This window comes from Pseudomonas sp. 5P_5.1_Bac1 (assembly GCF_025466015.1).
Lineage (GTDB): Bacteria > Pseudomonadota > Gammaproteobacteria > Pseudomonadales > Pseudomonadaceae > Aquipseudomonas.
Genome location: NZ_JANLNX010000091.1, coordinates 211,314 through 233,867, shown reverse-complemented (window position 1 = coordinate 233,867; position 22,554 = coordinate 211,314). Strand labels below are relative to the sequence as shown.

Genomic DNA, 22,554 nt, shown 5'->3' with positions numbered 1-22,554 from the left:
AATGCCCACGCGCCGGGATCAGCGCGACTCCGGTGCCGGTGGCAGGGTGAAGCCCGAAACCGAGCGACGCATTTCACTGGCCATCCGCGCCAGGTTGCCGATGCTTTCGGCGGTGGCGGTCGAGCCGGACGAGGTCTGCGAGGTGATCTGCTGGATGATCGCCATGGTGTGGGAGATCTGTCCGGCCGAGGAGGTCTGCAACTGCGCCGCGTCGGAAATGCTGTGGATCAGCTCGGCGAGGGTCTGCGACACGCCTTCGATCTCGGCCAGGGCCACGCCGGCATCCTGTGCCAGGCGCGCGCCGCGCACCACCTCGGCGGTAGTCTGCTCCATGGAGATGACCGCTTCGTTGGTATCGACCTGGATCGCCCGCACCAGCGCCTCGATCTGCCGGGTCGCCGACGATGACCGCTCGGCCAGCCGCTGCACTTCGTCGGCCACCACGGCAAACCCGCGCCCGGCCTCACCGGCCATGGACGCCTGGATCGCCGCGTTGAGGGCGAGGATGTTGGTCTGGTCGGCAATGTCGTCGATCAGGTTGACGATGTCGCCGATTTCCTGGGAAGACTCGCCAAGGCGCTTGATCCGCTTGGCCGTGTCCTGGATCTGCTCGCGAATGTTGTCCATGCCGTGGATGGTGTTGTGCACCACCTCGTTGCCCTTGTTGGCGATGGCGACCGAGCGCTCGGCCACCTTGGCCGACTCGTACGCATGCCCGGACACCCGGTCGATGGACTCGGCCATGTCGCCCACCGCCATCGACGCATCGGCGATCTGCTGCGCCTGGTGTTCGGAGGCCTTGGCGAGCTGGTGCGCGGTGGTCTGGGTGTCCTCCACGGCGCTGGCGACTTCTTCGGCGCTGAGGTTGATGGTCGCCACCAGGTCGCGAAGCTGGTCGATGGAATAGTTGATCGAGTCGGCAATGGCGCCGGTGAAGTCCTCGGTGACAGAGGCGGTGACGGTCAGGTCGCCATCGGCGAGGTCTTCGATTTCGTCCAGCAGGCGCATGATCGCCTGCTGGTTGCGTTCGTTCTTCTCGGCGGTTTCGGTCAACTGGCGGTTGGTCTCGCGGACCATCACCGAGCCGATCAGGATGATCGAGGCCAGCGCCAGCAAGCCCAGCACGTAGCCGCCAACGGTATCCAGGGTGCGCCCGCCAGCGAGGTTTTCGAAACCGCTGGCCAGGCGCGAAGCTTCGTCCAGCAGGGTCTGCGAGAGACTGAAGATATTGCCGGCGGCTTCCCGCACGCGGAACAGTTCTGGCGAGGTTTCGAGGATTTCGTCCACCGAGCCCGCGACAAACTGGAACAGCTCGGCGATTTCACCAAGGCGGGCGCGGGCGTCGGGGTCTTCGACACGGGTGATCTGGATGGTCGAGTTGCCGCCGAGCATGCCTTCAAGCACCTGGCCGAAGCGGTTGGCGTCGCGGCCAAAGGCATCGGCGGCCTGCACCGAGGTTTCGTCGCCGGCCAGTACGGTGTTGACCGAACCCAGGATGCGCTCGGCCAGCAGCGCCTGACGCTGGGCCACCGCCACCTGATTGGCCGGCGCGCCACTCTGCAAGAGGATTTCCACGACCTTCTCGTACTCGACCTGCAACTGCGGCACGGTTTCGGCCAGGGTCGCGGCGACCTGATGCAGCGACAACACCGTCTGTTCGCTGGCAAGAATGGTATCGGTGTATTTGCGCAGGTTTTCCCAGTCGCGCTGCACCGCGTCCATCTCGGCGCGCACCGCCGGCGGCGCCGACGGCAGGCCGGTGCTCGAATCGCCCTTCTTCAGGTAGCCCCAGCGCTGTTCGAAGTCATTGCGCGCCTCGCTCAGCAGGCGGAAGGCCACGGTCTTGCCGGCCGCAGCCTCGGTGGCGTTCTTGGCGATGCGCTGGGACAGCACCCGCAGTTCGCCGGCGTGACCGATGTACTGCTTGTCGTGGTTGGCCTGGGTGTTGAGGTAGGCGAAGTTGGCGAACAGCAGGATGATCGACAGGATCAGCACGACGAACAGTGCGGCGATCTGTGCGCTGCTGCGAGAGCCTTTGACTGCGCTGGCGGGTCTGAATTGGGTCACGGGTCTGGCATTCCTTTACAGCGCGACATCGAGAAAACCGGGCGCCTGGGCCAGGGCGAACGGGCTGAAAATTCCCCAGCAGTGCTCACGCTGGAAATGCCCCTGGACGAACGGCGCGGCGCCGGTCAGCAGCGGCGAAGGTGGCGACAACTCCAGGCTGTTGAGGGCGAAATGCTGCAGGCCGAGCACTTCGTCGACCAGCAGGCCAGTGAACAGCTCTTCATGATCCAGCACCAGCACCCGGCGCTGCTTGCGCGTCACCGCGGGCTCCAGGCCAAGAAAACCGCAGAGGTCAGTCACCGGCAGCAAGCGTCCGCGCAGGTTGGTCACCCCGGCGACCCATGGCTTGACCCCGGGAATGCGGCTCAGGCGAGGCGCCTGCAGCACTTCGGCGACCTCGCCCATCGGCGCAACGAAACAATGCCCGCCAAGACGAAAACCAATCCCGCTCCAGGATTGCAGGCGGGTTTCCTGCAACGGCAGGTCGGCAGCCAGCAGGCGGCAGCGCCGGTCGATGTCCAGCAGCAGCTCGAACGCCGTCAGCGATTCGCCCATGGCCCCGCGGCTCAACCCTTGAGAACGCCGTCGAGCACCTTGATCAGGGCATCTTCATCCACCGGCTTGACCAGATAATCACTGGCGCCCTGGCGCTTGCCCCAGACCTTGTCGGTTTCCTGGTCCTTGGTGGTGACGATGATGATGGGAATGTGTGAGGTTTCCGGGTTCTTGCTCAGTTGCCGGGTGGCCTGAAAACCGTTCACGCCGGGCATGACGATGTCCATCAGCACCGCGTCGGGCTTTTCCTGGACCGCCAGGGCAACGCCATTGGCGCCATTTTCCGCCTTGAGCACCGTGTGCCCGTTTTTTTCGAGCATTTCGGTGAGTTTGTACATTTCAGTCGGCGAGTCATCGACGATCAGAATTCGGGCCATGCTGTTCCCCATGAAAGGAAAAGACGCCAGCGACCTTGGCCGTGGCGTCAGGGTGCGTGTTGTTCTTCTGCGGCGAAACCGGGCACGTGGGCGCGGATCGCTTCCAGCAGTTCTTCCTTGCTGAACGGTTTGGTGAGGAACTGATCCGAGCCGACGATCCGGCCCCGGGCCTTGTCGAACAGGCCGTCGCGGGACGACAGCATGATCACCGGAATATCCTTGAACGCGCTGTTGTGCTTGACCAGCGCGCAGGTCTGGTAGCCGTCCAGGCGCGGCATCAGCACATCGACGAAGATGATGCCGGGACGGTGGTCGACGATCTTGGCCAGGGCATCGAAACCGTCGATTGCCGTGATGACCTCACACCCTGCTTCACTGAGCAGCATTTCCGCGGTGCGACGAATCGTCTTGGAGTCGTCGATCACCATCACCTTCAATGCCGTGTCGGGCTGAACCATATTCGCTCTACCGTTACCTGATAAGTAGCGCCATGCCGGCCACCTGCCACGCATTTTTAGCACACTCATGGGGTGCATTCCATCGAGCCGGGGCAGGGCCCGGCCTGGCCGCGTTTTTCCCTTGACCGCCAGCCTTGCGAGCGCCACCCTGACGCCACTTTTCATTCGAGCTACCGCGGCCCCGCGCCGCCGAGAGGAAATTCCCCGATGAGCGTTCGCCTCGGCATTGTCATGGACCCCATCGCGTCCATCTCCTACAAGAAGGACAGCTCGCTGGCCATGCTGCTCGCTGCCCAGGAACGCGGCTGGAGCCTGTTCTATATGGAACAGCAGGATCTCTACCAGAACCAGGGCGTGGCCCGCGGCCGGATGCGCCCGCTGAAGGTCTTCGCCGACCCGGCCCGCTGGTTCGAACTGGACGCCGAGCAAGACGCACCGCTGAGCGACCTCGACGTGATCCTGATGCGCAAGGATCCGCCGTTTGACATGGAGTTCGTCTACAGCACCTACCTGCTGGAGCAGGCCGAAGCCGCCGGCGTCCTGGTGGTCAACCGTCCGCAAAGCCTGCGCGACTGCAACGAAAAGCTGTTCGCTACGCTGTTCCCGCACTGCACGCCGCCAACCGTGGTCAGCCGCCGCCCGGACATCCTGCGCGAATTCGCGGCCCTGCATGGCGACGTCATCCTCAAGCCGCTGGACGGCATGGGCGGCGCCTCGATCTTCCGCCACCGCGCCGGCGACCCGAACCTCTCGGTCATTCTTGAAACCCTGACCCTGCACGGCACCCAGCAGATCATGGGCCAGGCCTACCTGCCGGCGATCAAGGACGGCGACAAACGCATCCTGATGATCGACGGCGAGCCGGTGCCGTACTGCCTGGCGCGCATCCCGGCCAGCGGCGAAACCCGCGGCAACCTGGCCGCCGGCGGCCGCGGCGAAGCCCGCGAACTGACCGAGCGCGACCGCTGGATCGCCGCCCAGGTCGGCCCGACCCTGCGCGAAAAAGGCCTGCTGTTCGTTGGCCTCGATGTGATCGGCGAGCACCTCACTGAAATCAACGTCACCAGCCCGACCTGCATTCGCGAAATCGACAACGCCTATGGCACCAAGATCGGCGCGCAACTGATGGACGCCATCGATCGCAAGCTCAAGGCACGCTGACCGACGACAAGGGGAAACCGTACGGAGTGGGTTATCATGCCGGTCTTTCACGACCTGGGCACCCTGCTCCGCCGGTTCATCCCGGCTGCTGGACTATCGATGACGCTTCCCGCCGAACTCCCCGCCGACTTTGCCCCGCCCCGCGTTCGCGCGGCGGACCGCCTGGGTTTTACCCTGTTCGTGGCCGCCCTGCTGCACCTGGCGCTGATCCTCGGGGTGAGTTTCACCTTCGCCAAGCCCGAAGAAATCCGCCGGACCATGGAAATCACCCTGGCGACCTTCAAGAGCGAAGTGGCGCCGAAAAAAGCTGATTTCCTCGCCCAGGAAAACCAGCAGGGCGCCGGCACGCTGGACAAGGCCGAGGTGCCGAAGACCACCGAGGTGGCGCCGTTCCAGGACAGCAAGGTGAACAAGGTCACCCCGCCGCCGGTATCGCGCCAGGAAGATGTCCCGCCGCCGCCGGCCAAGGCCGTGGTCACCACCGTCGCGCCGAAGCCGCAGAAAGTCCAGAACACCCCCAAGGAAGCCAAGCCCCAGCAGGCGCCCAAGGCCACCACCCCGGACTTCGACAGCTCGCAGCTATCCGACCAGATCGCCAGCCTCGAAGCTGAACTGGCCAATGAACAACAGCTCTATGCCAAGCGCCCGCGTATCCACCGCATCAGCGCCGCCTCGACCATGCGCGACAAGGGCGCCTGGTACAAGGACGAGTGGCGCAAGAAGGTCGAGCGCATCGGCAACCTGAATTACCCCGACGAAGCCCGCCGCCAGCAGATCTACGGCAGCCTGCGGCTGATGGTGTCGATCAACCGCGACGGCTCGCTCTACGAGGTGCTGGTGCTGGAGTCGTCCGGCCAGCCGCTGCTGGACCAGGCGGCACAGCGCATCGTCCGCCTGGCCGCGCCTTTTGCGCCGTTCACCGGCGACCTGAACGACATCGACCGGCTGGAAATCATCCGCACCTGGCGCTTCGCCCGTGGCGACCGCCTGTCGAGCAATTAAGGCCGTGGCGCGGCTTGTCAGTCCGGCGCCTCGCCGCCACACTACATAGCTATGAAAAACCTCAGCCCGACTTACCTCAAGCACCAGTTCCTGATCGCCATGCCGCACATGGCGGACCCGAATTTCGCGCAGACCCTGACCTACATCGTCGAGCACAACGCCAACGGTGCCATGGGCCTGGTGATCAACCGTCCGCAGGAGCTGACCCTGGCCGATATCCTCGAGCAGTTGCAGCCGGAGGTCGAGCCATCGCCCGCCAGCGCGAACGTGCCGATCTACATCGGCGGCCCGGTCCAGACCGACCGCGGTTTCGTGCTGCACACCAGTGAGAAGTCCTACCAGGCCACCATCGAACTCGATGGCCTGTCGCTGTCCACCTCGCAAGACGTGCTGTTTGCCATAGCCGACGGCAGCGGCCCGCGCCAGAGCCTGATCACCCTCGGCTACGCCGGCTGGGAAGCCGGGCAACTGGAAGCGGAACTGGCCGACAACGCCTGGCTGAATTGCCCGTTCGACCCCGAAATCCTCTTTGGCATCGCCTGCGAGCTGCGCCTCGACGCCGCCGCCGCGCAGCTCGGCATCAACCTGCACCTGCTCACCAGCCAGGCGGGGCACGCCTGATGGCCGAACTTCGTCTGCTGCTGGGTTTCGACTACGGCAGCAAGCAGATCGGCGTCGCCGTCGGCCAGATGATCACCGGCCAGGCCCGCGAGCTGTGCACGCTGAAGGCGCAGAACGGCGTGCCGGACTGGAGCCAGATCGAAAAACTGATCAAGGAATGGCAACCCGACGCCCTGGTGGTCGGCCTGCCGCTGAACATGGACGGCACGCCCAGCGAAATGAGCGCGCGCGCCGAAAAGTTCGCCCGCCGCCTGAACGGCCGCTTCAACCTGCCGGTACACACCCACGACGAACGCCTGACCACCTTCGAGGCCAAGGGCGAGCGCATGGCCCGTGGTGGCCAGCGCGGCAGTTATCGCGACAACCCGGTCGATGCCATCGCCGCCGCCCTGCTGCTGCAGGGCTGGCTGGAGGCCAATCCCGCGCAGTCGTAACGTATCAAGCCGGGCCAGCCCTCTGCCCCGGCCATTTGAGGAGCACGCATGAGCCTACCCAATCCCGCCGAACTGATCCGGCAGATGGCCGTTGACCTTCGCGCCCATCTGAGCCGCCGCAACATCGCCGAACCCCGCTACATCGGTATCCGTACCGGCGGTGTCTGGGTCGCCAAGGCGCTACTGGACGAACTGGGCAGCGACGCCGCCCTCGGCACCCTCGATGTTTCGTTCTACCGCGACGACTTCAGCCAGAACGGCCTGCACCCGCAGGTGCGCCCGTCCGAGCTGCCGTTCGAGATCGAAGGCCAGCACCTGGTGCTGGTGGACGACGTGCTGATGAGCGGCCGGACCATCCGCGCCGCCCTCAATGAACTGTTCGACTATGGCCGCCCGGCCAGCGTGACCCTGGTCTGCCTGCTCGACCTGGACGCCGGCGAACTGCCGATCCGGCCGAACGTGGTCGGCGCCACCCTGTCGCTGGCCGCCCATGAACGGGTAAAATTGCTCGGCCCCGCGCCGCTCGTCCTCGAGCGCCAGGACCTCGCCTCCGCTTCCGCCCTTTAAGAGTCCCCCGCGATGACGCCACTCGACGCCAAGCGCCCGCTGCAGCTCAATGACCAGGGCCAGCTACGCCACTTCCTCTCGCTCGACGGCCTGCCCCGCGAGCTGCTCACCGAAATCCTCGACACCGCCGACTCGTTCCTCGAAGTCGGCGCCCGGGCGGTGAAAAAAGTCCCGTTGCTGCGCGGCAAGACCGTCTGCAACGTGTTCTTCGAGAACTCCACCCGCACCCGTACCACCTTCGAACTGGCCGCTCAGCGGTTGTCGGCGGACGTGATCACCCTGAACGTGTCGACCTCCTCGACCAGCAAGGGCGAAACCCTCTTTGACACCCTGCGCAACCTCGAAGCGATGGCCGCCGACATGTTCGTGGTCCGCCACGGCGACTCCGGCGCGGCGCACTTCATCGCCGAGCACGTCTGCCCGGAAGTGGCGATCATCAACGGCGGTGACGGCCGCCACGCCCACCCGACCCAGGGCATGCTCGACATGCTGACCATTCGTCGGCACAAGGGTGGCTTCGAAAACCTGTCGGTGGCCATCGTCGGCGACATCCTGCACTCGCGGGTGGCGCGCTCGAACATGCTCGCGCTGAAGACCCTCGGTTGCCCGGACATCCGCGTGATCGGCCCGAAAACCCTGCTGCCGATCGGTATCGAGCAGTACGGCGTGAAGGTCTACACCAACCTCGAAGAAGGCCTGAAGGACGTCGACGTGGTGATCATGCTGCGCCTGCAGCGTGAGCGCATGGCCGGCGGCCTGCTGCCCAGCGAAGGCGAGTTCTACCGCCTGTTCGGCCTGACCACCGCGCGCCTGGCCGGCGCCAAGCCGGACGCCATCGTCATGCACCCCGGCCCGATCAACCGCGGCGTGGAAATCGAGTCGGCGGTGGCCGACGGCGCCCATTCGGTGATCCTCAACCAGGTTACCTACGGCATCGCCGTCCGCATGGCGGTGCTGTCCATGGCCATGAGCGGGCAGAACGCCCAACGTCAATTCGAGCAGGAGAACGCCCAGTGACCCTCAGAATCCTCGGCGCCCGGGTCATCGACCCCAACAGCGGCCTGGACCAGGTCACCGACCTGCACATCGATGGCGGCAAGGTCGTTGCCATCGGTGCCGCCCCCGCCGGCTTCAGCGCTGCCCGCTGCCTCGACGCCAAGGGCCTGGTCGCCGCGCCTGGCCTGGTCGACCTCAGCGTCTCGCTGCGCGAGCCCGGCTACAGCCGCAAGGGCACCATCGCCAGCGAAACCCGCGCCGCCGCTGCCGGTGGCGTCACCAGCCTGTGCTGCCCGCCGCGCACCAAACCGGTGCTGGACACCTCGGCGGTCGCCGAGCTGATCCTCGACCGCGCCCGCGAAGCCGGCCATGCCAAGGTGTTCCCGATCGGCGCCCTGAGCAAGGGTCTGGAAGGCGAGCAACTGGCCGAACTGGTGGCCCTGCGCGACACCGGTTGCGTCGCCTTCGGCAATGGCCTGGAAAGTTTCCGCAACACCCGCACCCTGTGCCGGGCGCTGGAATACGCGGCCACCTTCGACCTGACCGTGATCTTCCACTCCCAGGACCGCGACCTGGCCCACGGCGGCCTGGCGCACGAAGGCGCGATGGCCAGCTTCCTCGGCCTGCCGGGCATCCCGGAAACCGCCGAGACCGTGGCCCTCGCCCGCGACCTGCTGCTGGTGGAACAGACCGGCGTGCGCGCGCACTTCAGCCAACTGACCAGCGCCCGCGGCGCCCAACTGATCGCCCAGGCCCAGGCCCGCGGTCTGCCGGTGACCGCCGATGTCGCCCTGTACCAGTTGATCCTCACCGACGAAGCGCTGGTGGACTTCTCCAGCCTGTACCACGTGCAACCGCCGCTGCGCACCCGCGCCGACCGCGACGGCCTGCGCGAAGCGGTGAAGTCCGGGGTGATCCAGGCGATTTCCAGCCATCACCAGCCCCATGAGCGCGACGCCAAGCTGGCGCCGTTCGGCGCTACCGAGCCGGGTATCAGCAGTGTCGAACTGCTGCTGCCGCTGGCCATGACCCTGGTGGAAGACGGCCTGCTCGACCTGCCGACCTTGCTCCAGCGTCTGTCCGCTGGTCCTGCCGCGGCGCTGCGCCTGCCGGCGGGCGAACTGCGCGTCGGCGCGGCTGCGGACCTGGTGCTGTTCGACCCGCAAGCCTCCACCGTGGCGGGCGAGCAATGGCGCTCCAAAGGCGACAACTGCCCGTTCATCGGCCACTGCCTGCCGGGCGCGGTGCGCTTCACCGTGGTGGATGGGCATATCAGCCACGAGGGCTGATTGCCCCCTCCCCCCACCCCCTGTAGGAGCGAGCTTGCTCGCGATCGCGCAGCGTGCCGGCATCTTTGCTAACGCTATCGCGAGCAAGCTCGCTCCTACGGGGTTTGTGCGAAGCACGAAGTGCGACCAAGGTCCAACCGCCCGTCTCCCACGGTTGAAATATTTCCCCCCACCCCCATATGAGTCTGCACAGGCATTTTCGCCCCGCTGCGTGGAGACTCTCCCTTGACCACCATCGTTTCAGTTCGTCGCCACGGCAAAGTCGTCATGGGCGGCGACGGCCAGGTTTCCCTCGGCAACACCGTGATGAAAGGCAACGCCAAGAAGGTGCGCCGCCTGTACCACGGCCAGGTCATCGCCGGTTTCGCCGGCGCCACCGCCGACGCCTTCACCCTGTTCGAACGCTTCGAAGGCCAACTGGAAAAACACCAGGGTCACCTGATTCGCGCCGCCGTCGAGCTGGCCAAGGAATGGCGTACCGACCGTTCCCTGAGCCGCCTGGAAGCCATGCTCGCGGTCGCCAACAAGGACGCCTCGTTGATCATCACCGGCAACGGTGACGTGGTCGAACCCGAGGACGGCCTGATCGCCATGGGCTCCGGTGGCGGCTTCGCCCAGGCCGCGGCCCGCGCCCTGCTGAACAAGACCGATCTGTCGGCCCGGGAAATCACCGAGACCGCCCTGAATATCGCCGGTGACATCTGCGTGTTCACCAACCACAACCTGACCATCGAGGAGCAGGACCTGGCCGAGTAATCAGCTGTTCTGGCGCCCGGTGACGACCACCGGGCTTTTCCACGCTGATTTCACCGCCAAGGGACGACCACTACCATGTCCATGACCCCCCGCGAGATCGTTCACGAACTCAACCGTCACATCATTGGCCAGGACGACGCCAAGCGCGCCGTCGCCATTGCCCTGCGCAACCGCTGGCGCCGCATGCAACTGCCCGCCGAACTGCGCGTCGAAGTGACCCCGAAGAACATCCTGATGATCGGCCCGACCGGTGTCGGCAAAACCGAGATCGCCCGTCGCCTGGCCAAGCTGGCCAATGCGCCGTTCATCAAGGTCGAAGCGACCAAGTTCACCGAAGTCGGCTATGTCGGCCGCGACGTCGAGTCGATCATCCGTGACCTCGCCGATGCCGCGATCAAGATGCTCCGCGAGCAGGAAATCATCCGCGTCCGCCACCGCGCCGAAGACGCCGCCGAAGACCGTATCCTCGACGCCCTGCTGCCTCCGGCGCGGGCTGGCTTCAACGATGATCCGGCGCCAGCCGATTCGAACACCCGCCAGTTGTTCCGCAAGCGCCTGCGCGAAGGTCAGCTGGACGACAAGGAAATCGAGATCGAAATCGCCGAGTCCGCGGGCGTCGATATTTCCGCCCCGCCGGGCATGGAAGAGATGACCAACCAGTTGCAGAGCCTGTTCGCCAACATGGGCAAGGGCAAGCGCAAGAGCCGCAAGCTCAAGGTCAAGGAAGCGCTCAAGCTGGTGCGTGACGAAGAAGCCGGGCGCCTGGTCAACGAGGAAGAGCTCAAGGCCAAGGCCCTCGAAGCGGTCGAGCAGCACGGCATCGTGTTCATCGACGAAATCGACAAGGTGGCCAAGCGCGGCAATGTCGGCGGCGCCGATGTGTCCCGCGAAGGCGTGCAGCGCGACCTGCTGCCGCTGATCGAGGGCTGCACCGTCAATACCAAGCTGGGCATGGTCAAGACCGACCACATCTTGTTCATCGCTTCCGGCGCTTTCCACCTGAGCAAGCCGAGCGACCTGGTGCCCGAGCTGCAAGGCCGCCTGCCGATCCGCGTCGAACTCAAGGCGCTGACCCCGGAAGACTTCGAGCGCATCCTCAGCGAACCGCACGCCTCGCTCACCGAGCAGTACCGCGAGTTGCTGAAGACCGAAGGCCTGAACATCGAGTTCGCCGCCGAAGGCATCAAGCGCCTGGCCGAGATCGCCTGGCAGGTCAACGAGAAGACCGAGAACATCGGTGCCCGTCGCCTGCACACCCTGCTTGAGCGTCTGCTCGAAGAGGTATCGTTCAGCGCCGGCGACCTGGCCAGCGCCCATAGCGAAACGCCGATCCGCATCGACGCCGAGTACGTCAACAGCCACCTCGGCGAGCTGGCGCAGAACGAAGACCTGTCGCGCTACATCCTCTAAGGACAGCCGCGCGTTTCAAGCCCCAAGCTGCAAGCTGGACGTGATCCGCTTGCAGCTTGTAGTTTGGGCCTGTCGCCAAGGAGCCCGTCATGTCCCGTTTGCCTACCGCCATCAACCTTCGCAAAGCCTCGAAGACCCTGTCCCTGACCTACGGTCCCGATGAGGTCTACAACCTGCCCGCCGAATTCCTGCGGGTACATTCCCCCTCCGCCGAGGTCCAGGGCCACGGCAATCCCATCCTGCAATTTGGCAAGATCAACGTTGGCTTGAGCAAGGTCGAACCAGCCGGTCAGTACGCACTGAAACTGAGCTTCGACGACGGCCATGACAGCGGCCTGTTCACCTGGGAATACCTCGAACAGCTCTGCCTGCGCCAGGAAGCACTCTGGTCCGACTACCTGCAGGAACTCGCCGAAGCCGGCAAATCCCGCGACCCCTCCGAATCTGTCATCAAGCTGATGCTCTAGTCCGGCACTCTCCTGTTTTAGAGCGCATTTTCTAATTCGATCTGCTTGAATGCCTCTGGCACCGGCCAGCGACTGGCCGGCTTGCGCATAACTGGAAAGTCGGGTAACCAATGGATCTGGCAAGTTCTCTGCATCGGCAACAGGGCAGGGAACGGGCTGGTATGTAGAGGTCGCGAGCGAAAGCAGGCAGTCTTCTCACGCAGAAAAACCCGCACGGCTCATCGTCGCTCACATCCGGCCGCAAGACCGCAATTCGTTATCACTGGTCACCCGAGCAGCAGTACCGGGGCTTCGTCTGTGTAACGCCAACAGCCGAGCCGGTACTCGTCTCAGGACAACGGAGCGTCGTAGATGAGTAACAAGAATAACGATGACCTGCAGCGCCAAGCCTCGGAGAACACCCTGGGTCTGAACCCGGTCATAGGCTTGCGCCGCAAGGATTTGCTGACTTCTGCTCGGATGGTGCTTCGCCAGGCCATCCGGCAACCGCTGCACAGTGCCAAGCACGTCGCGCACTTCGGCATGGAGCTGAAGGACGTGATCTTCGGCAAGTCCAGCCTGCAGCCGGAAGGCGACGACCGGCGCTTCAACGATCCGGCCTGGAGCCAGAACCCGCTGTACCGCCGCTACCTGCAGACCTACCTGGCCTGGCGCAAGGAACTGCACGACTGGATCGGCGACAGCAACCTTTCACCCACCGACATCAGCCGCGCCCACTTCGTCATCAACCTGATGACCGAAGCCATGGCGCCGACCAACAGCGCGGCCAACCCGGCAGCGGTCAAACGCTTCTTCGAAACCGGCGGCAAGAGCCTGCTCGACGGCCTCTCCAACCTGGCCAAGGACATGGTGCACAACGGCGGCATGCCCAGCCAAGTGAACATGGACGCCTTCGAGGTCGGCAAGAACCTCGGCACCAGCGAAGGCTCGGTGGTCTATCGCAACGACGTGCTGGAGCTGATCCAGTACAGCCCAATCACCGAGCAGGTGCACGAGAAGCCGCTGCTGGTGGTGCCGCCACAAATCAACAAGTTCTACGTCTTCGACCTCAGCCCGGAAAAGAGCCTGGCGCGCTTCTGCCTGCGCTCCACCGTGCAGACCTTCATCGTCAGTTGGCGCAACCCGACCAAGGCCCAGCGTGAGTGGGGCCTGTCCACCTACATCGACGCGCTAAAAGAAGCCGTGGATGTGGTGCTGGCGATCACCGGCAGCAAAGATCTGAACATGCTCGGCGCCTGCTCCGGCGGCATCACCTGCACCGCGCTGGTCGGCCATTACGCCGCGCTGGGCGAGAAGAAGGTCAACGCCATGACCTTGCTGGTGAGCGTGCTCGACACCACCCTCGACACCCAGGTCGCGCTGTTCGTCGACGAGCAGACCCTCGAAGCCGCCAAGCGCCATTCCTACCAGGCCGGGGTGCTGGAAGGCCGCGACATGGCCAAGGTGTTCGCCTGGATGAGGCCCAACGACCTGATCTGGAACTACTGGGTCAACAACTACCTGCTGGGCAACGAGCCGCCGGTGTTCGACATCCTGTTCTGGAACAACGACACCACGCGCCTGCCGGCCGCCTTCCACGGCGACCTGATCGAGATGTTCAAGAACAACCCGCTGGTGCGCGCCGACGCCCTGGAAGTCTGCGGCACGCCGATCGACCTCAAACAGGTCACCACCGACATCTTCTGCGTGGCCGGCACCAACGACCACATCACCCCGTGGAAGTCCTGCTACAAGTCGGCGCAACTGTTCGGCGGCAACGTCGAGTTCCTGCTGTCCAACAGCGGGCACATCCAGAGCATCCTCAACCCGCCGGGCAACCCCAAGGCGCGCTACATGACCAGCAGCGAGATGCCGGCCGAGGCCGACCACTGGCAGGAAAACTCCAGCAAGCACACCGACTCCTGGTGGCTGTACTGGCAGACCTGGCTGGCCGAGCGCTCCGGCGAACTGAAGAAGTCGCCGACCACTCTCGGCAACAAAGCCTACCCGGCAGGCGAAGCAGCGCCGGGCACCTATGTTCACGAACGTTGAAATCTGTCGCGCCGCCCGCCTCGTGCGGGCGGCGCTTTACCGCTAACAGGGCCCGCGCATGCCGCAACCGTACATCTTCCGAACCGTCGACCTGGATGGCCAGACCATCCGTACCGCGGTTCGCCCCGGCAAGCCGCACTTGACGCCCTTGCTGGTGTTCAATGGCATCGGCGCCAACCTGGAACTGGTGTTTCCGTTCGTCCAGGCGCTGGATCCCGATCTTGAAGTCATCGCCTTCGATGTCCCCGGCGTGGGCGGTTCGTCGACGCCGCGCCATCCCTACCGTTTTCCCGGCCTGGCCAAACTGACCGCGCGCATGCTCGATTACCTGGACTACGGCCAGGTCAATGTCATCGGCGTGTCCTGGGGCGGCGCCCTGGCCCAGCAGTTCGCTCACGATTACCCCGAGCGCTGCAAGAAACTGGTGCTGGCGGCCACCGCCGCCGGTGCGGTGATGGTCCCGGGCAAGCCGAAGGTGTTGTGGTTGATGGCCAGCCCGCGACGCTACGTGCAGCCCTCCCACGTGATCCGCATCGCCCCGGAAATCTACGGCGGCGCCTTCCGCCGTGACCCTGACCTGGCGCTGTCCCACGCGTCCAAGGTGCGTTCCTCGGGCAAGCTCGGCTATTACTGGCAACTGTTTGCCGGCCTCGGCTGGACCAGCGTCCACTGGCTGCACAAGATCCAGCAGCCGACCCTGGTGCTGGCCGGCGACGACGACCCGCTGATTCCGTTGATCAATATGCGCCTGCTGGCTTGGCGAATCCCCAATGCCCAGCTACACATAATCGACGATGGTCATTTATTCCTGATTACTCGTGCCGAGGCTGTGGCGCCGATCATCATGAAGTTCCTGCAGCAGGAGCGCCAACGCGCCGTCATGCACCCTCGGCCCGCCCCGAGCGCCTGAACCGCCCCTCATCGCTTGCACCTTCGGCAGGATCGCCGAAGCATGCAAGTGCGCTGGTCGAGGTGGGGGCCGCTCGTTACTTAGGTTCAGTTCTTGATGGCTCGACGACGGAGTGTTGCCGGATGAAAGACAAACCCGTGAATGCGGTGGCGCCAACCCCCGCCGCCTATATCAACGTGCAGAGTGCGATCACCGGCCTGCGCGGCCGCGACCTGCTCTCGACCCTGCGCAACGTCAGCCGCCATGGGCTGCGCCACCCGCTCCACACCGCCAGCCATCTGCTGGCGCTGGGCGGCCAGTTGGGCCGGGTGCTGCTGGGCGATACCCCGCACCAGCCCAACCCCCGCGACACCCGCTTCAGCGATCCGGCCTGGGACCATAACCCGTTCTACAGACGCGGCCTGCAGGCCTACCTGAGCTGGCAGAAACAGACCCGCCTGTGGATCGACGAAAGCCAGTTGAACGAGGACGACCGCGCCCGCGCGCATTTCCTGTTCTCGCTGCTCAACGACGCCGTGTCGCCGAGCAACACCCTGCTCAATCCACTGGCGATCAAGGAGCTGTTCAATTCCGGCGGGCTGAGCCTGGTACGCGGTGTTAGCCACCTGCTCGACGACCTGCGCCACAACAACGGCATGCCGCGCCAGGTTGCCCGGGATGCCTTCGAGGTGGGCCGCAACCTCGCCGTCACCCCCGGCGCGGTGGTGTTTCGCAACGAACTGCTGGAACTGATCCAGTACAGCCCGATGAGCGAAAAACAGTACGCCCGACCCATCCTGGTGGTGCCACCGCAGATCAACAAGTTCTACATCTTCGACCTGAGCCCGGCCAACAGCTTCATCCAGTACATGCTCAAGAACGGCCTGCAGACCTTCGCCGTCAGTTGGCGCAACCCCGATCCGCGGCATCGCGAATGGGGCCTGTCGAGTTATGTGGCCGCGGTCGAGGAAGCCATGAACGTCTGCCGTTCGATTACCGGCAGCCGCGACGTCAACCTGATGGGCGCCTGTGCCGGCGGCCTGACCATGGCCGCGCTGCAGGGCCATCTGCAAGCCAAGCGGCAACTGCGCCGGGTGCACAGCGCGACTTACCTGGTCAGCCTGCTCGACAGCCAGTTGGACAGCCCGGCCAGCCTGTTCGCCGACGAGCAAACCCTCGAAGCGGCCAAACGCCGCTCCTATCAGCAGGGCGTGCTCGACGGTGGCGAGATGAGCCGGGTGTTCGCCTGGATGCGGCCCAACGACCTGATCTGGAACTACTTCGTCAACAACTACCTGCTCGGCAAGGCGCCAGCGCCGTTCGACATCCTCTACTGGAACAACGACAGCGCCCGCCTGCCGGCGGCCCTGCACGGCGACCTGCTGGACTTCTTCAAGTACAACCCGCTGACCCGCCCGGCCGGGCTGGAAGTCTGCGGCACGCCGATCGACCTGCAGAAGATCACCGTCGACAGCTTCCACGTGGCCGGCAACAACGACCACATCACGCCCTGGGACGCGGTGTACCGCTCGACCCTGCTGCTGGGGGGCGACCGCCGTTTCGTGCTGTCCAACAGCGGACATGTGCAGAGCATCCTCAACCCGCCGGGCAATCCCAAGTCGCACTACGTGCACAACCCGAAACTGAGCAGCGACCCGCGTGCCTGGTACTACGACGCCGAAAAAGCCGATGGCAGTTGGTGGCCGTTGTGGCTGGCGTGGATTCAGGAGCGCTCCGGCGCCCAACGCGAAACCGATGCAACCCTGGGCAGCGCCAGCTACCCGGCCATGGACCCCGCACCCGGCAAATACGTGCTGGTGCGTTGAACACGAGGACTGGATGAAGACCCGCGACCGTATCCTCGAATGCGCCCTGCACCTGTTCAACCGGCAGGGCGAGCCGAACGTCTCGACACTGGAAATCGCCAACGAGCTGGGCATCAGCCCCGGCAACCTGTACTACCACTTCCACGGCAAGGAGCCGCTGGTGCTGGGGTTGTTCGAACGCTTCGCGGAGGAACTGACGCCGCTGCTCGACCCACCGCTCGAAGTGCGCCTGGACGCCGAGGACTACTGGCTGTTCCTGCACCTGATCGTCGAGCGCATGGCGCAGTACCGCTTCCTGTTCCAGGACCTGTCGAACCTGACCGGCCGCCTGCCGAAACTGGCCCGCGACATGCGCAGCCTGCTCAACGCCCTGAAACGCACCCTCGCCGCGTTGCTGGCCAGCCTCAAGGCACAAGGACAGATAACAAGCGACACCCGCGCGCTGGGGCAACTGGTGGAGCAGATCACCCTGACGCTGCTGTTCTCGCTGGATTACCAGCGCGTGCTGGCCAAGGATGCGGAAGTGGGGATCGTGGTGTATCAGGTCATGATGCTGGTGGCGCCGCACCTGGAACCGCCGTCACGGCATGCGGCGGAGCAGCTGGCGTTGAGGTATCTGGAGGGGTGAAGTTGGGGGCCTTATCGCTGCATAGATACCTATGCTGATCGCTGGCAAGCCAGTGATGAGGCCCCACAGCACAAAGTAAAACGCCCGGCACTAAGCCGGGCGTTTTGCTTGCAGCCGCCTGTGATCAGGTCTGGCTGGTTGGGGTCGGAGCCGAAGGCGCCGGCGCTGCTGGTGCGGCGCTGGCAGCCGGAGCGGCGTGTGCCACCGGGGCAGCGCTGGCCGCCGGAGCAGCCGGCTTGGCGGCCGGTTTCGGCGCCGCTGCCTTTTTCACCGCTGGCTTTTTCGCCGCAGCAGGCTTGGCTGCTGCCGGCTTGGCCGCGGGTTTCGCCGCAGGTTTGGCAGCCGGTTTTGCCGCCGCAGGTTTTGCGGCAGCGGTCTTGGCTGCTGCAGGCTTGGCCGCTGCAGTCTTGGCAGCCGGCTTGGCCGCAGCGGTTTTCGCCGCAGGCTTGGCAGCCGCTTTCGGTGCAGCCTTGGCCAGCGGTTTGGCCGCAGCCTTGCTCGCGGTCGAGGACTTCGCGGAAATCGGCGTGACCGATGCACCGGTAAGCTTCTCGATCTGCTTGGTCAGCGTGTCGACCTTGCTGTGCAACGCCTTGATCTCATTGCGGCTCGGCACGCCGAGACGCGAGATGGCGCTGTTCAGGCGCTTGTCGAATGCGCCTTCCAGCTCGCTCCATTTGCCCAGCGCACGGTCCTTCGCATCGGTAACGCGCGAGGTCGCGGATTTAGCGCTGTCCTTGGCGCCGTCTTTCACGGCGTCAACGCCCTTCTTCGCCTGCTTCTCGGCCTTCTCGCCTTCCTTGACCAGGTCGTCGAACGTCTTGGCGCCTTCCTGGTCGATCTTCGAGTAGATACCCAGACCAGCCAGCCAGATTTTGCGGGAGTACTTCTCGATTCCCCCAATCCAGGAGCTGCCTTCTTTTTCAGTATTTTTCTTGCCAGCCATCCCGCTCTCCTTATTTTTTTGCCGTGACACGTTCGAGCAACGCCGTCAGCTCATCGAGCTTGGCAGAAAGTGCCTCCACGTCATGTTTAGACGGAATGCCGATGCGATTCAAGGCGCTGGCCACCCGTGTGTCGAAAGCCTTTTCGATTTTGTCCAGTTGGACTTCGACTTTGCCCTTCACACTGCGAAGTTCTTGCTTCGCTGAATCGATCTCGCCGTTGGCGGCATCGAGCTCGTGATCGAGGCGTTTCTTGCCACGCTTCTCGACCACTTCACCCGCCTTGATCAGGTCCTTGACGTAGCCGGCGCTCTCCTGGCCTACCCGGGTGTAGGCACCCAGACCGGCCAGCCAGATTTTGCGCGCGTAGCCGCGGACGTCAGTCAGGCTGTTTTGAATATCGTCTTTTTTCTTCAGGATCACTTTGGCCATGCTCTGCACCTCGCACTCGTGACGGAATGGAAGAACTGCCCACGGAATCGGGGGCCTGAGCGTAAAAGTAAGGAGAAAAATTAGAATTCACACCCTAACGGCAGCGGCAAGCTGCAAGTTTCAAGCTGCAAGGGGCTGTGATGGAGGTGAGGCTGCGGGCAGGGCCGCAGCGTTTTGTAGCTTGCCGCTCGCGAACCGTCAGGCGAGCGCCTTGTCGAGGGCGCGTTCGATTTCGGCCTTGATGGTGCCGCCCATCATCGACAGCATCATGCCCAGTTTCAGTTCGACGCGAATGCTGTCGTCGCCGATCTCGACACTGCCGTTGGCACCGCTGCGCTTGACCTCGACCCGGTCGCCTTTCCATTCAGCCTTGAGGTCGTACTGGCTGGACAGTTTTTCCACCAGGGCCTCAGCCTTCTGACGGGCGGCATCGCGGCCGAGGCTGTGTTTACGTTCAACGCTGATCTGGGTCATTCACTTGATCCTGGCTGCAAGGGCATACTCGCGCATTATGCCTACGCCCCGCGCCGCGACACACCCCGCCAAAGACAAATCCAGCCGCACGCCCTAGAATGGCCAGTAATTTTTCCCGGTGAAGCGATATGAACGACCAGCGCAACGGCGACAACGCCGAACCCACCACCCATTTCGGCTACAAGAGCGTGCCCGAAAGCCAGAAGGCCGACAAAGTCGCCGAGGTTTTCCACTCCGTAGCCGCCAAATACGACCTGATGAACGACGTGCTTTCCGTCGGCATGCACCGCCTGTGGAAGCGCTTTGCCATCGAGCTGTCCGGTGTGCGCAGCGGCAATCGGGTGCTGGATATCGCCGGCGGTACCGGTGACCTGACCCGCAAGTTCTCCCATCTGGTCGGCCCCACCGGCCAGGTCGTACTGGCCGACATCAACGCCTCGATGCTCAAGGTCGGCCGTGACCGCCTGCTCGATCTGGGCGTGGCCGGCAACGTCGAGTTCGTCCAGGCCGACGCGGAAAAACTGCCTTTCCCGGACAACCATTTCGACTGCGTGACCATCGCCTTCGGCCTGCGCAACGTCACCCATAAAGAAGATGCCCTGCGCTCGATGCTGCGCGTCCTCAAGCCGGGCGGCCGCCTGCTGGTGCTGGAATTCTCCAAGCCGACCAGCACCTTCATGTCCAAGGTCTACGACGCGTACTCCTTCGCCTTCATGCCGCTGGCCGGCAAGCTGATCACCAACGACTCGGAAAGCTACCGTTACCTGGCCGAATCGATCCGCATGCACCCCGACCAGGAAACCCTCAAGGCCATGATGGTCGACGCCGGCTTCGACCGCGTCACCTACCACAACATGACCAACGGCATCGTCGCCCTGCACCGCGGTATCAAGCCCTGATGCTGCTGGCCGGCCTTCTCGCCAGCGTCGAACACGGCCTCAACCGTGTCCTGCGCCTGGACAGCACCGCATTGCCGCGGTTGGCGCCACTCGATGGCAAAGTCATTGCCATCGACTGCCGCCAGCCCGCCTTGCAGTTGTTCATCCTGCCCAGCGATGAAGGCCTGCTGCTGGCCAGCCAGTGGCTCAACCCGGCCGACTGCACCCTCCGCGCCCCGGCCACCAGCCTGGTGCAACTGGCCCTGAGCCAGGACAAGACCGCCGTGCTGCACAGCCCGCAGGTCGAGCTGGAAGGCGACAGCGCGGTGTTGCTGGATCTGGTTGGCGTGCTGCAGGACCTGGAGCTGGACTGGGAGTACGAAGTCTCCCGCTGGCTCGGTCCGGTGGCAACCCAGTTGCTCAGCGGCCACCTGCGCAACAGCGCGAAGTGGACCCGCCAGAGCCTGACCAGCCTGAGCCAGACCGCCTCCGAATACCTGGCCGAAGAATCCCGCACGCTGGTTGGCCAGCGTGAAGCCGAAGCCCGCTTCGGCGAACTCGACACCCTCAAGCTCGACATTGAACGCCTCGAGGCGCGCATCGAGCGCCTTGCCCGATCCCTTGAATCCAGCGATAACGCATGAAGCTGCTTGCCGTCCGCCGTCTGTTGCGCATCCAGCGCGTCGTGATCCGCTACCGTCTCGATGACCTGCTGTTCGACCTGCCCCTGCCCTGGTGGCTGGCCGCCTTGCGGCTGTTCATGCCGTGGCGCTGGCTGCCGCGCAAACAGCTCGACCTGAGCCGTGGCGCGCGCCTGCGCCTGGCGCTGCAGGACCTCGGGCCGATCTTCATCAAGTTCGGCCAGTTGCTCTCCACCCGCCGCGACCTGTTGCCGGCGGACATCGCCGACGAACTGATGCTGCTGCAGGACCGCGTGCCGCCGTTCGATTCGCAGAAAGCCGTGGCGCTGATCGAAGAACAGCTCGGCGCCAAGGTCGGCGAAGTGTTCGCCCGCTTCGACGTCGAACCGCTGGCCTCGGCTTCGGTGGCCCAGGTCCACGCCGCCCGCCTCAAGAGCGGTGAAGAAGTGGTGGTCAAGGTGGTGCGGCCCGGCCTCAAGCCGGTGATCGCCCAGGACCTGGCCTGGCTGTTCCTGATTGCCCGCGGCGCCGAGCGGGTCTCCGCCGACGCCCGCCTGCTGCACCCGGTGGAAGTGGTCAGCGATTACGAAAAAACCATCTACGACGAACTCGACCTGCTCCGCGAGGCGGCCAACGCCAGCCAGCTCAAGCGCAACTTCGAAGGCTCGGAGATGATGTACGTGCCCCAGGTCTACTGGGACTGGTGCCGGCCCAAGGTGCTGGTGATGGAGCGGATCTACGGTATTCAGGTCACCGACCTTGCCACCCTCGCCGACCAGCGCACCGACATGAAGATGCTCGCCGAGCGCGGTGTGGAGATTTTCTTCACCCAGGTGTTCCGCGACAGCTTCTTCCACGCCGACATGCACCCCGGCAACATCTTCGTCAGCACCGTGAAGCCGTGGAGCCCGCAGTACATCGCCATCGACTGCGGCATCGTCGGCAGCCTCACCCCCGAGGACCAGGATTACCTGGCGCGCAACCTGTTCGCCTTCTTCAAGCGCGACTACCGTCGCGTGGCGCAGTTGCACATCGATTCCGGCTGGGTGCCGGCGCAGACCAAGCTCAACGAATTCGAGGCGGCGATCCGCACCGTGTGCGAGCCAATCTTCGAGAAGCCGCTCAAGGACATCTCCTTTGGACAGGTGCTGATGCGCCTGTTCCAGACCGCGCGGCGCTTCAACATGGAAGTCCAGCCGCAGCTCGTTCTGTTGCAGAAAACCCTGCTGAACATTGAAGGCCTGGGCCGCCAGCTCTATCCCGACCTGGACCTGTGGAGCACCGCCCAGCCGTTCCTCGAACGCTGGATGCGCGAGCGGGTGAGCCCCAAGACCCTGCTGCAGAACCTGCACAGCCAGGTCGAGCAAGTGCCGCACCTCGCCAACATGACCCGCGACCTGCTCGAACGCATGTCGCAACCCCACCTCAACGACCCTCCCGCGCCCTGGAAACAGCACGACCACTGGGCCCTGCGCCTGCTCGGCGCCGGCTTGCTGGCCGGTGGCGCGACCCTTGCCGCCGGTGCAGAGAACCTCGCCGCGACCAGCGCCTGGCCGGCCTGGCTGATGCTGGCGGCGGGCCTTTACCTGGTGGTGCGTCGATAGCCAGCCGGTTGAACGGCTGGCACACTAGCGGGCGGCATCGGCGTGGG

At 64.6% G+C, this 22,554-nt stretch carries 24 protein-coding genes; 17 read left to right on the top strand and 7 right to left on the bottom strand.

Translation table 11 applies throughout. The features are described 5' to 3' along the window. Window positions 1–18: 18 nt before the first annotated feature. Genes NTD82_RS19490 through pilG form a run of 4 tightly spaced genes read right to left on the bottom strand, consistent with a single transcriptional unit; the run spans window position 19 to window position 3,457 of the window. Window positions 19–2,067 (bottom strand): methyl-accepting chemotaxis protein, encoded by a 2,049-nt coding sequence (locus NTD82_RS19490; protein ID WP_095155862.1) that lies wholly within the window; start codon window positions 2,065–2,067, stop codon window positions 19–21. Window positions 2,068–2,082: 15 nt separating this feature from the next. Further along, window positions 2,083–2,622: a chemotaxis protein CheW gene (locus tag NTD82_RS19485; protein WP_095155861.1), complete on the bottom strand. Its 540-nt coding sequence runs from the start codon at window positions 2,620–2,622 to the stop codon at window positions 2,083–2,085. An 11-nt stretch (window positions 2,623–2,633) separates the two neighbouring features. Beyond that, a complete protein-coding gene (gene pilH / locus NTD82_RS19480; protein ID WP_095156110.1) occupies window positions 2,634–2,999 on the bottom strand; it encodes a twitching motility response regulator PilH in 366 nt (121 codons plus the stop codon). Between the two features lie 47 nt (window positions 3,000–3,046). Continuing rightward, window positions 3,047–3,457, bottom strand: coding sequence for a twitching motility response regulator PilG (pilG, locus tag NTD82_RS19475; protein ID WP_095155860.1), 411 nt, complete (start codon window positions 3,455–3,457; stop codon window positions 3,047–3,049). A gap of 207 nt (window positions 3,458–3,664) precedes the next feature. Between pilG and gshB the strand changes: the two genes are divergently transcribed. From gshB to NTD82_RS19405, 14 genes are all read left to right on the top strand, one after another. Beyond that, the gene (gene gshB / locus NTD82_RS19470; RefSeq protein ID WP_095155859.1) at window positions 3,665–4,618 is read left to right on the top strand and encodes a glutathione synthase; all 954 of its coding nucleotides are present in this window, start codon (window positions 3,665–3,667) and stop codon (window positions 4,616–4,618) included. Window positions 4,619–4,717: 99 nt separating this feature from the next. Further along, entirely contained in the window at window positions 4,718–5,620 is a 903-nt protein-coding gene (locus NTD82_RS19465; RefSeq protein WP_095156109.1) for an energy transducer TonB, read from the top strand. A 51-nt stretch (window positions 5,621–5,671) separates the two neighbouring features. Further along, entirely contained in the window at window positions 5,672–6,241 is a 570-nt protein-coding gene (locus NTD82_RS19460) for a YqgE/AlgH family protein (protein WP_095155858.1), read from the top strand. After that, window positions 6,241–6,675: a Holliday junction resolvase RuvX gene (ruvX, locus tag NTD82_RS19455; protein WP_095155857.1), complete on the top strand. Its 435-nt coding sequence runs from the start codon at window positions 6,241–6,243 to the stop codon at window positions 6,673–6,675. The genes NTD82_RS19460 and ruvX overlap by 1 nt, the downstream gene beginning before the upstream one ends. Before the next feature lie 48 nt (window positions 6,676–6,723). Continuing rightward, a complete protein-coding gene (pyrR, locus tag NTD82_RS19450) occupies window positions 6,724–7,242 on the top strand; it encodes a bifunctional pyr operon transcriptional regulator/uracil phosphoribosyltransferase PyrR (RefSeq protein ID WP_095155856.1) in 519 nt (172 codons plus the stop codon). Window positions 7,243–7,254: 12 nt separating this feature from the next. After that, on the top strand, window positions 7,255–8,259 hold the full coding sequence (locus NTD82_RS19445) for an aspartate carbamoyltransferase catalytic subunit (RefSeq protein ID WP_095155855.1): 1,005 nt from the start codon (window positions 7,255–7,257) through the stop codon (window positions 8,257–8,259). Continuing rightward, the gene (locus tag NTD82_RS19440) at window positions 8,256–9,527 is read left to right on the top strand and encodes a dihydroorotase (RefSeq protein ID WP_262129859.1); all 1,272 of its coding nucleotides are present in this window, start codon (window positions 8,256–8,258) and stop codon (window positions 9,525–9,527) included. The genes NTD82_RS19445 and NTD82_RS19440 overlap by 4 nt, the downstream gene beginning before the upstream one ends. A gap of 225 nt (window positions 9,528–9,752) precedes the next feature. Next, window positions 9,753–10,283: an ATP-dependent protease subunit HslV gene (gene hslV / locus NTD82_RS19435; protein WP_095155853.1), complete on the top strand. Its 531-nt coding sequence runs from the start codon at window positions 9,753–9,755 to the stop codon at window positions 10,281–10,283. A gap of 75 nt (window positions 10,284–10,358) precedes the next feature. Further along, window positions 10,359–11,693: an ATP-dependent protease ATPase subunit HslU gene (hslU, locus tag NTD82_RS19430; protein WP_262129858.1), complete on the top strand. Its 1,335-nt coding sequence runs from the start codon at window positions 10,359–10,361 to the stop codon at window positions 11,691–11,693. Window positions 11,694–11,782: 89 nt separating this feature from the next. Beyond that, window positions 11,783–12,160 carry a DUF971 domain-containing protein gene (locus NTD82_RS19425; RefSeq protein WP_262129857.1) on the top strand — a complete coding sequence of 126 codons (378 nt, stop codon included), beginning with the start codon at window positions 11,783–11,785 and terminating at the stop codon, window positions 12,158–12,160. A 351-nt stretch (window positions 12,161–12,511) separates the two neighbouring features. Next, on the top strand, window positions 12,512–14,191 hold the full coding sequence (gene phaC, locus NTD82_RS19420; protein WP_095155850.1) for a class II poly(R)-hydroxyalkanoic acid synthase: 1,680 nt from the start codon (window positions 12,512–12,514) through the stop codon (window positions 14,189–14,191). Between the two features lie 58 nt (window positions 14,192–14,249). Beyond that, window positions 14,250–15,101: a poly(3-hydroxyalkanoate) depolymerase gene (gene phaZ / locus NTD82_RS19415; RefSeq protein ID WP_262129855.1), complete on the top strand. Its 852-nt coding sequence runs from the start codon at window positions 14,250–14,252 to the stop codon at window positions 15,099–15,101. Between the two features lie 122 nt (window positions 15,102–15,223). Beyond that, the gene (phaC, locus tag NTD82_RS19410) at window positions 15,224–16,906 is read left to right on the top strand and encodes a class II poly(R)-hydroxyalkanoic acid synthase (RefSeq protein ID WP_262129854.1); all 1,683 of its coding nucleotides are present in this window, start codon (window positions 15,224–15,226) and stop codon (window positions 16,904–16,906) included. A 13-nt stretch (window positions 16,907–16,919) separates the two neighbouring features. Next, the gene (locus NTD82_RS19405) at window positions 16,920–17,534 is read left to right on the top strand and encodes a TetR/AcrR family transcriptional regulator (protein ID WP_095155847.1); all 615 of its coding nucleotides are present in this window, start codon (window positions 16,920–16,922) and stop codon (window positions 17,532–17,534) included. Window positions 17,535–17,658: 124 nt separating this feature from the next. Here the strand turns inward: NTD82_RS19405 and NTD82_RS19400 are convergent, their stop codons facing one another. The 3 genes from NTD82_RS19400 to NTD82_RS19390 form a co-directional block, all read right to left on the bottom strand. Further along, window positions 17,659–18,480 (bottom strand): phasin family protein, encoded by an 822-nt coding sequence (locus NTD82_RS19400; RefSeq protein WP_262129853.1) that lies wholly within the window; start codon window positions 18,478–18,480, stop codon window positions 17,659–17,661. A 10-nt stretch (window positions 18,481–18,490) separates the two neighbouring features. Beyond that, window positions 18,491–18,910, bottom strand: coding sequence for a phasin family protein (locus NTD82_RS19395; RefSeq protein ID WP_095156108.1), 420 nt, complete (start codon window positions 18,908–18,910; stop codon window positions 18,491–18,493). 198 nt (window positions 18,911–19,108) lie between these two features. Next, window positions 19,109–19,384: a polyhydroxyalkanoic acid system family protein gene (locus NTD82_RS19390; protein ID WP_095155845.1), complete on the bottom strand. Its 276-nt coding sequence runs from the start codon at window positions 19,382–19,384 to the stop codon at window positions 19,109–19,111. 128 nt (window positions 19,385–19,512) lie between these two features. On the opposite strand from NTD82_RS19390, the gene ubiE reads away from it, so the two are divergent. The 3 genes from ubiE to ubiB are packed head-to-tail and all read left to right on the top strand — an operon-like array spanning window position 19,513 to window position 22,507. Then, window positions 19,513–20,283: a bifunctional demethylmenaquinone methyltransferase/2-methoxy-6-polyprenyl-1,4-benzoquinol methylase UbiE gene (gene ubiE, locus NTD82_RS19385; protein WP_095155844.1), complete on the top strand. Its 771-nt coding sequence runs from the start codon at window positions 19,513–19,515 to the stop codon at window positions 20,281–20,283. Beyond that, entirely contained in the window at window positions 20,283–20,906 is a 624-nt protein-coding gene (locus NTD82_RS19380) for an SCP2 domain-containing protein (protein WP_095155843.1), read from the top strand. The genes ubiE and NTD82_RS19380 overlap by 1 nt, the downstream gene beginning before the upstream one ends. After that, entirely contained in the window at window positions 20,903–22,507 is a 1,605-nt protein-coding gene (gene ubiB / locus NTD82_RS19375; RefSeq protein ID WP_262129852.1) for a ubiquinone biosynthesis regulatory protein kinase UbiB, read from the top strand. The genes NTD82_RS19380 and ubiB overlap by 4 nt, the downstream gene beginning before the upstream one ends. Window positions 22,508–22,554: the final 47 nt, after the last annotated feature.